10 protein-coding genes are annotated in these 12612 nt (G+C 48.8%); 2 read left to right on the top strand and 8 right to left on the bottom strand.

Going from position 1 to position 12612, the window contains the following annotated elements:
* The first annotated feature begins 18 nt into the window (after positions 1–18).
* Positions 19–1371, top strand: a complete 1353-nt coding sequence (locus LI114_RS03670; RefSeq protein WP_227219425.1) for a S1C family serine protease — start codon at positions 19–21, stop codon at positions 1369–1371.
* Between the two features lie 105 nt (positions 1372–1476).
* Here LI114_RS03670 and LI114_RS03665 read toward each other — a convergent pair whose 3' ends face one another.
* Positions 1477–2889, bottom strand: a complete 1413-nt coding sequence (locus tag LI114_RS03665; protein ID WP_227219423.1) for an ABC transporter substrate-binding protein — start codon at positions 2887–2889, stop codon at positions 1477–1479.
* 223 nt (positions 2890–3112) lie between these two features.
* Positions 3113–3946: a GPR endopeptidase gene (gene gpr / locus LI114_RS03660; RefSeq protein WP_227219422.1), complete on the bottom strand. Its 834-nt coding sequence runs from the start codon at positions 3944–3946 to the stop codon at positions 3113–3115.
* A 201-nt stretch (positions 3947–4147) separates the two neighbouring features.
* On the opposite strand from gpr, the gene rpsT reads away from it, so the two are divergent.
* Entirely contained in the window at positions 4148–4402 is a 255-nt protein-coding gene (gene rpsT / locus LI114_RS03655; RefSeq protein WP_227219420.1) for a 30S ribosomal protein S20, read from the top strand.
* Between the two features lie 110 nt (positions 4403–4512).
* Here rpsT and LI114_RS03650 read toward each other — a convergent pair whose 3' ends face one another.
* From LI114_RS03650 to LI114_RS03625, 6 genes are all read right to left on the bottom strand, one after another.
* Positions 4513–5925: an ABC transporter substrate-binding protein gene (locus LI114_RS03650; protein WP_227219418.1), complete on the bottom strand. Its 1413-nt coding sequence runs from the start codon at positions 5923–5925 to the stop codon at positions 4513–4515.
* Between the two features lie 201 nt (positions 5926–6126).
* Entirely contained in the window at positions 6127–7131 is a 1005-nt protein-coding gene (locus LI114_RS03645) for a LacI family DNA-binding transcriptional regulator (RefSeq protein ID WP_227219416.1), read from the bottom strand.
* Between the two features lie 132 nt (positions 7132–7263).
* Positions 7264–8520: an ABC transporter permease gene (locus tag LI114_RS03640; protein WP_227219414.1), complete on the bottom strand. Its 1257-nt coding sequence runs from the start codon at positions 8518–8520 to the stop codon at positions 7264–7266.
* A 13-nt stretch (positions 8521–8533) separates the two neighbouring features.
* Positions 8534–10381: a biotin/lipoyl-binding protein gene (locus LI114_RS03635; protein WP_227219412.1), complete on the bottom strand. Its 1848-nt coding sequence runs from the start codon at positions 10379–10381 to the stop codon at positions 8534–8536.
* Complete coding sequence (locus tag LI114_RS03630; RefSeq protein ID WP_022127432.1) at positions 10378–11061, bottom strand: ABC transporter ATP-binding protein; 684 nt, start codon at positions 11059–11061, stop codon at positions 10378–10380. Before LI114_RS03630 ends, LI114_RS03635 begins: the two co-directional genes overlap by 4 nt.
* A 14-nt stretch (positions 11062–11075) precedes the next feature.
* Positions 11076–12569: an efflux RND transporter periplasmic adaptor subunit gene (locus LI114_RS03625; RefSeq protein ID WP_227219410.1), complete on the bottom strand. Its 1494-nt coding sequence runs from the start codon at positions 12567–12569 to the stop codon at positions 11076–11078.
* Positions 12570–12612: the final 43 nt, after the last annotated feature.

Genomic DNA, 12612 nt, shown 5'->3' with positions numbered 1-12612 from the left:
CCGAAAGGTGGGATAATTTTGGAGAACGAAAACCATATCGAACAGACTGAACAGACTGAGGAGATCAGCGGCGAGGTTGCGGAAACGGCTGAAAACGCTGAGGAAAGCGCTGAGCCTGCCAATGTCAACAAGATAACGTACATCAACTTTATACCTCCCGACCCCGGCGACAGCGGCTTTTGGAAAGACGCTGCGGTAAATGGCAAAGGACGGCTGAGAAAACTCCCCTTTCTGATCTGCGCCATAGTGCTGATGCTCGCGATATGCACATACGCGGTGATGCTTGGGCGAGGCAAGGGGTGGTTCAGCAACATAATCAAGGGCAAGGAAAACATGAGTTTCACGCTGCCCATCGCCGAAACGCCCGAGCTTGACGACAAATACTACAATGCCGACGGCTCGTACACATCGGCGGGCGCGGCTAAGGCAGTGCTGCCGAGCGTGGTGCAGATACAGGTCTACAACAAAAACGCGCTTGTGCCGACCAGCCAAGGCAGCGGGATAATCATTTCTGAGGACGGCTATATCGTCACAAACGCTCACGTTATCAGCGATTCGGACTACGGGATAACGGTTTCGCTGTACGACAAAACGCAATACGCCGCGAAGATAGTCGGCTCGGACGACTCGACGGACATCGCGGTGCTCAAGATCGGCGCTGAGGGGCTTACGCCCGCGCAGTTTGCCGACTCGGACAAATGCGAGCTGGGCGACGAAGTTATCACTGTGGGTGCGCCTGCGGGCTACGAAAACACCGTAACAAAGGGCATCGTTTCGGGTCTGAACAGGCAGATACACGCGGAAAACAGCGCCACGCCGATGCAGTGCATACAGATCGACGCGGCGATAAACCCCGGCAACTCGGGCGGCCCGCTCTTTAATATGTGGGGACAGGTCATCGGCATAACTTCTTCTAAGCTTGTTTCGACAAGCTACGACAACATCGGATTTGCAATTACTGTAAATTCCGCCAAGCCGATAATAGAGGAGCTGATGGAGAAGGGCTACATTCCCGACAAGCCGCGCATCGGCATTTCGTACTACATCGTGAGCGCGGAGGCGGCGAAGCTGAACAACGTCGAGGCGGGAATTTACGTCATGGACATCAGCGACGACTGCAACGTTGCAAAGACCGAACTCAAAGTCGGCGACATAATCACCGAGATGAACGGCAAGGCTGTTACCGACACGGACGTTGTGACGGGGATCATGAGCGGTCTGAAAGCGGGCGACAGCATGACCTGCAAAGTCTACCGACCCTCGCAGAAAGAGGGCGCGAAGCTAGAGGACGGCGAGTATTTCGAGATAGAATTCAAGCTCAATTCAGACAAGACCTCGATGATCGAGCAGAAAGAAAAGAGTAAAGAATAAAAGCAAAGCGGAGTTTTTGGACTCCGCTTTTTGCTATACACAAAAAAGCGCCGCATATACGCGACGCTCTTTTATATCTTATATCAAAACTATTTAACTCAGATATTAGCCTTCGATCTTAGCGTTGCACTCTTCAACGATATAGTCAACAGCCTTCTCGTACTCGGAGCGTGTAGCAGTCCAAGTAGTAGCGCCGCCGCCCGTGATCATGGTAGCCTGAGATACACTCATCATAGTTGTGGACAGGTCATCAGATACGCCTTCCTGAATGTCGAATACAGGGTTCTCGGCAGCCATGTCATATACCTTAGCTCTCATATCGAGCATATCCTGATTCCACTTGTACTCGTTAACGAGAGTATCCTCAGTGATGCTGGAAGCCTTATCCTTGCAAGCCTGGAGGCAGTTCATGTATACTGCAAATCCCTCGGGGTTAGGAGCACCCTTACAAAGGTTGTAGCCCTCAACGTGCGAAGACATATAATAAGTATCGCTGTCAGGATTCTTAGGCATAGGAACGAACATGATCTCGCCCGCTTCCATATCGCCGAAAGGAGCAGTAGTTTCCAGAGGAGCTTCGAGAGCCCACAGACCAACAGGAATAAACAGAGTCTGGTAAGTACCAAGTCCGTTACCGGTAGTGCCGTCGCCGCGAGTATTCCAATCGTTAGAAGAACGGTCAAATACTACATTGTTCTTTTCGAGGTTATACATGAAATTCTGAGCCTTTTCTATATCAGGATCAGACATATTGTTTACGATCTTACCATCAGCAAGTCCTATCATAGGCTTACCGGAAGTCTCAGAAAGAGCCTTTACATACCAGTAACCGTCGAGAGCATACTTATCGTTATCCTGATCAACGAATTCGTTGCACATATCGCTGAAAGTATCCCAATTCCAGTTATCGTCAGCAAACAGCTCAGCAGGATCGTCAAGACCGTTCTCAGTGATGGTGGTCTTGTTGTAAGTGCAAACATAGTTAGGCGATACATCGATAACAGCTATGTAGTGACTGCCCTGGAACATGAAGGAGTCGCTAGCAGTCTTGGTGCTGGACCAAAGGTCGGAATCAAGATCAATATAATCATCTATCGGCTGGAACATTCCCTTGATAGCGCCCTTAGGGAAAGTATCCATATCAGAAGCCGGGAAGAAGTCAGGTGATTTCTTGCCCATAACTGCTGTAGCAAGGTCATCATATCTCTTATCCCAAGTGGTCTGAACGTACTCAACTTTTCCGCCGTACTTGCTCTCAAAAAGCTCGAGCGCAGGGGACTTTACCTGACCCTTAGAGGGGTTGATGTCGTAGTGAGCCATCCACTTTATAGTCTTATTAGCAAGATCTACGTCCTCAAGAGAAGCACCGATATCTTCTACCTGCTTCTTCTGGTCGTCAGTAAGATCTTTTCCGCCGGCATCGGAAGAGCTGTTGCCCTTAGAATTGCCGCATGCGGTAACTGCAGCCGCCATTGTAAGAGCAAGAGCACCTGCAAAAATTCTTTTCATTGCTTTCATGTGAAAAAACCTCCTAGAAATATTAAAAAAAATAGAAAAATTGCGTAACTAGCCTTTTCAACTAATAATATTATACCAAAATCCAGTTTCAATTTCAATCGGCATTTTGCAATATAAACAAAGCTCTTCTTTAGTAATTTTAACGAAACCCTCACGAAATGAACATAGAATACGTTTACAGAAAACGATTACCTAAAAAACATTGTACTAATTAACTGAATATTTACATTATTAGTGACGCGATGTCCTCTGCCGAAAGGCTCGGATGCAAATAAATATTTACCGCCGCAGAGATCAGCGTGCCCGCCTGCGCAGCCAGTTTGTCGATCGGTTTCGGGGTTATCAGCAGATCAGACATGCCTTCATGCGAAAAAAGAAGGCGCGAAACGGTCGGAACGCCTATCGCGACAGTCGGCACGCCTAGGTACTTTTCAGAAAGCTCGGCGCGAGAATTGTCAACACCGCTGCCCGGAGCAATCCCCGCGCTGCTTATTTGTATAGTATGACCCATGTGTGCGGGCTGAGAACAGGCGAGCGCATCGCAGACTATCACCTGCTGAGGACGCACTTCCCTGCACACCGCTGCCGCAATTTCTGAGGATTCCGCGCCCGTCTGCGCCATCACGCCGGGCGAGATCACGGTAGTTTCGGTAAGCTCGGAAGTGTCAAGTTCGCGCGCCAAACGTTTGATATGGCGGGTCGCAAAAACGCTGTCGGCGGCGAGCGGGCCAAGGCTGTCGGCAGTTATCCTGCGGTTGCCCAGCCCGACAAAAAGCGTGCTCCCGCCCTTGCAGACTTTGGAAAGCTCGCGCGCAATGGCTTCGCACCGCGCCGAAAAGTTCGGGTGATACTCGTAAAGTGGGGCTTCAGTTTCCAAAGTGATGTACGTTCCGCAGGGTTTTTGCAGACGTTTTGCCGCCGCTTCGCTCTCTACCGTTATCTCGGTTATCGTAAATTCCGCCGCTTCATCGAAACGCTCGCGAGTGCGAACTCCCTCAAGCTTCCCTGCCCTTTCGCTTACATATGATTCCAGCGCGAGATCTGTATCAAGTGCCATATTACTGCCCCTTTTTGTGCAAAATGTATAAATAAAGTTTCAGAAATGTTCTTAAAATCTTCAAAAAATCTCTTGCAATTTGTGACTGTATGTGTTATAATATTTACAATGCTTGTTTAATAGCTGATTGCGTTTCCCTCTCAGTCACGCAGTTAGTTTATACGAATAAGTGAAAATTATTCATAAAGGGAGGGTAATCAAATGCCAAACATCAAGTCTGCTAAGAAGAGAGTAAGGATCAACGAGGCTAAGGCTATGAGAAACAAGGCTGTTAAGTCTGATCTCAAGACCGCGCTCAAGAAAGCTGATCTCGCTGTTGCTAACAATGCTGACGATAAGGAAGCCGTTATCAAGACCGCAATCAAGAAGGTCGATATGGCTTGCTCGAAGGGTATTCTTCACAAGAACAACGCTTCCAGAAAGAAGTCTGCTCTTGCTAAGTCCCTTAACAAGTAATTGATTATTAAAGCCGTCTTTTTCAGGCGGCTTTTTTATTTTGTCTGGATTTGCGTAACACAAAAGCGGCCCGCATTTTACTGCGAACCGCTTATTTTTATGCTTTGAAATTATTTGCCTATGAATTTCTTGTACTCTTCGTTGAAAGTTTTCAGCTCGGAGTCGATAGTGCCGCTGTAAGTTTCGCGGAGCTGAGTCCATGTATACTGCGCACCGTCATCATCAGTCTTCATTACCGACGAGTACATATAAGCAACTACCGCTTCCTTAGTATCGTTCGCCGCCGCGTCGTCGTTGGAAAGCGTGGTGGAGATACCGTAGCCGGGGTCGATAAGCTGTACCCAGTTGCTGCTAGAAAGCTCAGAGTATGCCATCTGGTACATTTCTTCTGTCCAGTTCGGGTTGTTTACAAAGAACTTTTCCTTGTCAGCTTCGATGTAGGTGGGGTCTGTATTGACAAGCTTAGCGCACTCCAGCCAAGTTTTCATAGCTTCCTTCTTTGTCGAACCCTTTACCCACATATAAGCGTTGATCTCGACGCTGGTGTACTTAGCGTCTGCATTCGGGTCGGAAGGAATAGGAACTATGCCCCAGTTAGAGCCGTCTCTCGGGGTGTGGGTATCGCTCGCAGCCCAAGGTCCCATAGCGAAGAAGAGGATATTCTTTTTGAAGCAGTCGGAAGCCTGACCTACCCAATCGCCGTAATACATACCGTTCTTCGAGATGTTGTAAAGCAGATCGGTAGCGCGGTCGAAATTCGGGTCGGTGATGTTGGAAACATATTCGTCCTTGTCAGCATCATATTCGATAAGGGTGTGACCGGTAGACTGGAAGATGAAAGGTGCGAACCAGCCGTTTACGCCGTATCTCTGCTCATCGCCCTCAGCGCCCTTGACGTATTCGTCCATCATATCGTACCAAGTATCCCAGTTCCACTCGTCGTTCATGTAAAGCTCATAAGGATCATCGAGCGCGCAGGCTTCGATAACGTCCTTATCATATGTAAGAACAGAGTTCGCAACGTACTTTACAGGTGCTACGTAATGCTCGCCCTTCAGCGTGAACTGATCTGCGGTGTCCTTAACGTCTGCCCAAAGGTCGCTGTCAAAATCAACTATATCGTCGACAGGCTGGAACATTCCCTTTACGCAGTAGTTCGGAAAAGTCATTTTCTGCTCATACCAGAACATATCGGGAACATCGTTGGCCAGCACGCGGTTAGCGAGCGTATCGTACTTAGTCATCGAAGTGGTGTTTGTGTAATTTATCTTACCGCCCTTCTTCTCGAAAAGGGTAAGGTCTGCTCTCTTTTCAGCGCCCTTAGTGGGATTGATGTCGAAATAAGAGAGCCATTCCAGCTCGTTATCAGCGCCGTCGGGAATAGCCTCGATCTTGTCAGTATCTTCTATTTTCACCTGATCTACATGAGAAGAACTGTCGTCTTTACTGCCGCCGCAACCTACTGCCGCCGCTGCAAAGCAAAGAGCAAAAGCCCCTGCTGCGATCTTTTTTGCCTTAAACATATGAACTCACCTCCAAATAATTGCCATAAAGGCTTCATCTTATCATCATTATTATATCACGCTTTATGCTATTTGTCAATGAAAACGATTAACTTTTCACATTCCGGATATATAATTAGGTATTATGCACAAAAGAAAATCGGCTTTTTGGAAATAAAGCCGATTTAAAGTTCAAATATTCAAGATCATTCAGTCAATGCATCATGCGCTTCCCGTTGAGTCGCGCAGGATAACGCGGTGCTCTACGGTGTATGTGCGGTTGTCCTTACTGCCCGCAGGCGATGTTATATTCGCTATAAGCTTGCGAACTACCATCTCGCCCAGCTTTTCGCAGGGCTGCTCTATAGTAGAAACGCTCGGCAGCATCATCTCGCACATTGTGATGTTATCAAAACCAATGATGGAAATATCCTTGCCGACTTTCAGCCCGAGGTCTGCCGCGCCGTGTATCGCCGAGATAGCCAGCAGATCTGAAACACAGAACACAGCCGTAGGCGGTTCGGGCAGGCTCATGAAATAGCGTATAGCCGCCTCGCCGTTTTCGTACTCGAACGAGCCGCTGTAAATATAGTCGGGGTCTACTGTGATGCCGTATTCTTTCATAGCGCGCAGGAAGCCGTCGCGCCTTCTCGAGGAAGACACCGCATTCTCATTCGCGCCGACAAAAGCTATCTTGCGGTGGCCCAGCCGAATAAGCGCCTTAGCCGCGTCGTAACCGCCCTGCTCATCGTCAACCACTACAGTAAGCACGTCAGCGCCGTCAACGCCCTCGCAGCAGAGGGCTATATCATAATTTTTAGAAAGCTTATTGAGCGTATCGGCGTCGTACTGAGTACCCAGCAGAATAACGCCATCTACCGTGCGGTTGAAAAGCATATTCATCTGGCGCACCTCTATCTCGGAAGTAGAGTTTGAGGAAGCGCAGATAACGTCGTAGCCGCGTGTTTGGGCATACTTCTGTATACCCGCAACTATTTTCATATAAAATGAATGTTCGGAAGTCGGCATTATAACGAGGATAACGTTGGTCTCGCGCTTTCTCAGATTTCTGCCGAGAAAGTTTGGCGAGTAGCCCAGCTTATCTATCGCCTGATTTACCCTCTGCGCCGCGTCCTCAGAAACGTTTGCGCTATTATTCAGCACACGCGAAACGGTAGCGACCGAAAGTCCGGCTTCGTTAGCAACGTCTTTTATTGTTGCGCTCATTTTGTATAACAGCCCTTTCTTTTTTGTATCATTATTTTATATTATAACATAATTTTCGCTCTTTTGAAATGCACAAAATGCACAAATGTAAACGGTTACATCTGTGCATTTTGCTTAATCAAAACTATGCTGTTATTCGTATCTCAGTGCGTCGATAGGGTTAAGTCTTGCCGCCTTGATAGAGGGGATAAGTCCGAAAACTATGCCGACCACCATCGAGAAAAGCACTGAAACTATTATCGCGGGGGTAGAGATAGCAACGGGTACTTCCGCCATCTTCGACACCACCTGCGCCAAGCCTATGCCCGCCGCTACGCCGATAAGTCCGCCAATGCTCGTCAGCACGGAAGCTTCGGTGAGGAACTGCATGAGTATCCTGCCGCGGCGTGCGCCGAGAGCCTTTTTCAGACCTATCTCGCGAGTACGCTCGGTAACGGAAACCAGCATTATGTTCATAACGCCGATACCACCGACGAGCAGCGAGATGCTGGCTATCCAGATAAGCATATTATTAGTGGAAGAGCTAAGGTCTTGGAGCGATTTTGCCTGGTCCAGCAAGTCCTCGCTCTTGTACTTTATGCCCGAATCATCGTTTACCGAAAGCGTTTCGTTAAGTATATCGGCGGTCTTTTTGCCCGCCTGCGTCATGCTGTCGGTATCTACGGCTTTGGCGATAACGTTCTGCGGCTCGTCATAGCTGAAAATTATCGGCCATGCCTCGCTGGGAATGTATATCTTTCCGCCGCTCTGCTGATTGTACATCCAGTAATCTTCGATCGAGTTGATCACCGGCTCGAAGTCTGTAGATTCTGTGACAACGCCGAGCACCGTAAAAGGCTCGCCCCGAATGTCTAGTATCTTGCCGATAGGGTCTACGTCGCCGAAAACTGAGGCTACCACCGTATCGTCCACAAGGCAAACTTTAGAAGTACCCTTGTAGTCGGCGGGCGAAAAGCCCTTGCCGCGCTCTATCTGATATCCCGCCGTATCGAGATAATCTTCGTCGATACCGTAGACTGAACCGGAGTCGAGCATTTTATTTTTGTAAAACAGACTGTCGATATAGCTGCGGTAGCGGTATACCGTGCAGCTCTGCACCTGCTCTACGTCCTCTATCTGCTTCTTTACGTCCTTAGTTATAACAGGCACGCCGTCCGGCACGCCCTCCCACTGGTAATCTATTTGGTCGTCGCCTTTTTTTAGCGTTACCGTTACCGTGTTGTTGCCGGAACCGATGAGGTTGTTCTTTATCTGCTCCTGCGTGCCTTTTATCGTAGATACTATCGCGATGATCGCCGCTATACCTATTATTATACCAAGCATGGTGAGGAACGAGCGTATCTTATGCGAAAAAATACCCTGAAAAGATAATCTTATATTTTCAAACATCTGCCATGCCTCCTTACTCTTCCACGCTGTCGGTCTCGCGGGTCTTTACGCCCTCTTTAACGTTTTTGCCGTATGGAAAGCATATCATATCGCTGTCAGAAATGCCCTTTTTGATCTCGATATAGCTGCCCCAGATGACCTTGCCGGTTGCAACGTACTGCTTTTTCAGCTTGCCTTTTTTGTCCGCTTTCATAACGTAATAATTTGCGCCGTCCTTGCGAACGTACTGCAAAGGCAGGTACATTCCACCGTTATCGGTATCGGTCTGCGGTATAGTTACCGAGAGGTAGTTATCCACGCTGAAAGTAACGTCGTCCTCCTGCACCTCGGCGAGCACGCTGTATGTACTGCTGTTGGGGTTATCTGAGTAGTTGTTAGAGGAGTAGGAAACGGGCTCTGGGTCTATGCTGAGAACCTTAGCCGAGAAGCTCTCGCTGGTATCGTAAGACATTCCCTGCACTACCGCGCCCTCTTGGAATTTATCGAGGTTCATTTCGCCGACGTTGATATTTATGCGGGTCTTTTTACTGCCGCGCACCGTGATGTAGGGCTTATCGCCATTATCTGATGTTTCTTCGTCAGAATAATCCTCATCGTCGCTGTAACTGCCATCGGAGTAAGAAGAATCTATAGCGTCAAAAGCATCCGAGCCGTCGTCCATGCCTTCGCCATTATCATCTGAAGCGTCAGAACCGCTGTCGGTATCGTCATCATCGCCCGCGCGGGTAACTATACCGTCCTGCTCGGCTACCACCTTGCCGTCTTTCTTCTGCTTTAGGCTGTTTTTGTATTCCAGTTTGGCAGATTTCAGGTCAAGTTTAAGTGACTTTATCTCTGTTTCCTTTTCCGAGATCATGTTTGCCAGCTCTTTGCGCGAGTACATATAGTTCTCATCGCCGCTGTCGCCGTCGTCGCCGGAATTATCATCCGGCGTATAATCGCCGCCGGGATCTGTATCGTCTATATCGGTATCGTCGCCGTCATCGGGGTCGGTATCGTCAATACCGCTGTCGTCACCATCATCACCGTCGTCGGGCTCGGCAGTATCGGCAGGCACTTGGAAAATGCCGTGCGCTTTGAATTTCAGCGAGTTGAACGAAACGCTTTCGTCCGTCTTTTCCACGCCGTCGGCGACGTTCCAATCCTCGATAAGTTCTTTAGGCGTATTCGCGCCGTCGAGATACCATGTGTAAAGCAGAGTGCCGCTTTCGTCGCAGACATTGAGAAGCGCAGTCTTGTGCGAGATTATCAGCGCGCCCATGAAATTTCTATCTACCGCTGCCTTTTCGCTGCAATAAAATACCAGTGCGCCGTTTTCGTCCTCTTCCTCCGCCTGCGCAAGGCTGCTTACTTTATCTAGCAACTTTACGGGAACATCGGGGGTATCGGGCGTATCGGGATCATCTGGAACGTCGGGATCATCGGGGTAGGTCGGCTCGGCAGGCGCTTCCTCAGAGGGGCGCAGCGTTTTGAGCTTCGCGAGCTTTTTCTCTTCCTCTTTTATCTGCTGACGAACGAGGGCTATCTGGCTCTTTTTCTGCTGAACGGATAGCTCTACCACCGTCATATCGTATTTCAGCAGTACGTCGCCCTTTTTGACTTTATCGCCGACCTTGACATACAGCTTTTTCACAAGCTTTTCGCTGTCGAGATAAACGTTCTGCGAGCCGCCGGAAGCCACGGTAGCATCGGTGGTGGACTCGTCCGCCCAGTAATCGGTAACGAGCAGGTTTACCGGAACTACGTCCACTACGCGCTTGCTGTCCTTTTTCTTCTGGTATCTTGTATATCCGCCAAAGCATCCGCCGCCCGCAACTACTACCGCTACGGAGGCTATCGCTATTCTCTTAGCAGTTTTCAAAGCGACTCCCCCTCTCTGGCGAAAAGCTCACCGTCGCGGATATATACTATCCGCTTCGCGCACTGAGCTATCTCGGGTTCGTGGGTTATCATTACTATTGTTACTCCTTCATCGTTCAGTTCCTTAAAAAGCTCCATTACCTGGTCGCCCGATTTTGTATCGAGCGCGCCGGTAGGCTCATCGGCGAGAAGCAGACGGGGCTTATTTACTATCGCTCTAGCTATCGCAACGCGCTGTTTCTGTCCGCCAGAAAGCTGCGTGGGCTTGAAATACATTCTCTCTTCAAGGCCTACGCGAACGAGAGCTTCTTTCGCGCGCTTTCTGCGCTCGCTCTTTTTCACGCCCGCGTACAGCAGGGGAAGTTCTACATTTTCCACTGCGCTCTGGCGGGGCATGAGGTTAAAATTCTGAAATACAAAGCCTATCTTTTTGTTCCTTATTATAGAAAGCTGTTTATCGCTGCACTGCGCTATATCTGTACCGTCGAATAAAAATTCGCCCGCAGTCTGTTTATCCAGGCAGCCGATAATGTTCATCATGGTGGATTTTCCCGAGCCGGAAGGCCCCATTATCGCGACATATTCGCCGTCGCTGACATTGAAATTTATCTTTTTTAGAACCGGCACGGGCAGTTTATCCTGCATATAATCTTTATCTATATCTTTTAACTGCAACAGCATATTTTCCACCGCCTTTATTCATCTGCGGGCAGTGCCTGCGCACCTGCGGTGTCCATATCTGCTTCATTTGCGGTATTTATATCGGCGTCGTCAGCGTCGGCGTCGAGCGAGCCGTAAGCCTCTTCCATCATCGCTTCTACTTCCTCGTCAGAGAGCACGTTGCCCTCTGAGTCAACGAAATTGCCGTCATCGTCTATCGTGTAGCCTGCGAAAGGATCGTCGGCGTTATCGCCATCGGTATCGCCGTCCATCGGCATGATTTCATCATCGCCATCGTTACCAGCATCGCCGTCAGCATCGTTATCTGTATCGTCCTCGATAAGATCAGGGTCTTCCGCGTTGGTAGTAACAGCCATGCCCTCCTTGATATTCTTAGAGGGGTAAGCAATATAGTCGTCCTTTTTCAGACCCGAAAGTATCTCTACATCGCCCATATTCTCGTCTTTTTGACCGAGCTTTACTTCGCGCTTTTCTATCTTTTCATTCTTATCCTGCGTCCAAACGTAGCTCTTGCCCTTTTCGGTGAACACATAATCGCTGTAAAGCCAAATGCCCTTTTTATCTATGCCGCTTTCCTCGCCAAGGTCAGGCTCGATAAGGATATGCTGACCGAGCATGAGTCCGTCGAGCGAGTCGGGCTCTACATAAAATGCGTACTTAGAAGATTTAGATGAGCTGTCGCTGTCGCCGTCGGAGTATATATCGGAATTATCTTTCTGCGGGCTGGTCTCTATAGAAGAGATCTTGCCTGTCCATGTGGTATTTTCGTCAACGCGCGAGCGGATAACTACGGGCATATCGACGTAGATATTATTTATCATCTGCTCGTTTACAGTGCCCTTTACAAGGTAGCTGCCGCCGCGGGAAATGCTTACCATAACGTTCGATTCGGCGTTTTGGATATTCTCAAGGTCGAGGGTAGATTTTACAGTACCGTCAACTTCTGAGTATACCTTGGCGTTCTTTATAGATTTCTTTATCTTTTTATTCTCAGCCTTTTTGGTCTTTATATCGTACTCAGCCTTTGCAACGTCGCTTTGCAGCGAGAGTATCTGCGTATTGAGCGAGGTCTGACCGTCCTGCGGGGTCTTTTTCTTCTCTTCCTCGAGTTGTTGTAACTGGAGTTTATTGGTCTCTACCTCGTTCTTCATGCGCTCTACTTCTATCTTGCCCTGATCGAGCTCTAGCTGCATGGCTTCTACATCATATGTAAAAAGCAGGTCGCCTTTTTTTACCTCGTCGCCTTCTTTTACCGCGAGTGATTTCACCGTTTTCGAGCTGTCGTATTTATAATCTACCGTTTTCTGAGCCTCGATAACGCCTGAAAATTTACTGCCGCTGAGGCTAACGCCCGCAGCCGTATTCACGTCGGAGACCTGCGTTACAAAAACCTTTCCTTTGGAAGCGGAAGAGTCTTTCTTTTTCCAAAGTCTGTAAGCTGTAACACCTACCGCTGCGGCTACCACCACCGCCACCAGCGTGACAGCTATCTTTTTACCTTTTGCCATTTTTTGTTCCTCCTTAAAAAGCTTTTGCTCTTTCTATCGCGCG

The organism is Ruminococcus sp. 210702-SL.1.03, assembly GCF_020559915.1.
Lineage (GTDB): Bacteria > Bacillota > Clostridia > Oscillospirales > Ruminococcaceae > YE71.
Note: the sequence above shows the minus strand (reverse complement) of the source record. Positions and strands in the feature narration are given on the sequence as shown.

What these genes read in the sequence shown, in the direction of transcription:
- LI114_RS03645 (WP_227219416.1), bottom strand. Translation starts at nt 7,131, where the DNA reads ATGAGCGCAACAATAAAAGACGTTGCTAACGAAGCCGGACTTTCGGTC.
- LI114_RS03630 (WP_022127432.1), bottom strand. Translation starts at nt 11,061, where the DNA reads ATGCTGTTGCAGTTAAAAGATATAGATAAAGATTATATGCAGGATAAA.
- LI114_RS03625 (WP_227219410.1), bottom strand. Translation starts at nt 12,569, where the DNA reads ATGGCAAAAGGTAAAAAGATAGCTGTCACGCTGGTGGCGGTGGTGGTA.
- LI114_RS03665 (WP_227219423.1), bottom strand. Translation starts at nt 2,889, where the DNA reads ATGAAAGCAATGAAAAGAATTTTTGCAGGTGCTCTTGCTCTTACAATG.
- LI114_RS03640 (WP_227219414.1), bottom strand. Translation starts at nt 8,520, where the DNA reads ATGTTTGAAAATATAAGATTATCTTTTCAGGGTATTTTTTCGCATAAG.
- LI114_RS03650 (WP_227219418.1), bottom strand. Translation starts at nt 5,925, where the DNA reads ATGTTTAAGGCAAAAAAGATCGCAGCAGGGGCTTTTGCTCTTTGCTTT.
- rpsT (WP_227219420.1), top strand. Translation starts at nt 4,148, where the DNA reads ATGCCAAACATCAAGTCTGCTAAGAAGAGAGTAAGGATCAACGAGGCT.
- gpr (WP_227219422.1), bottom strand. Translation starts at nt 3,946, where the DNA reads ATGGCACTTGATACAGATCTCGCGCTGGAATCATATGTAAGCGAAAGG.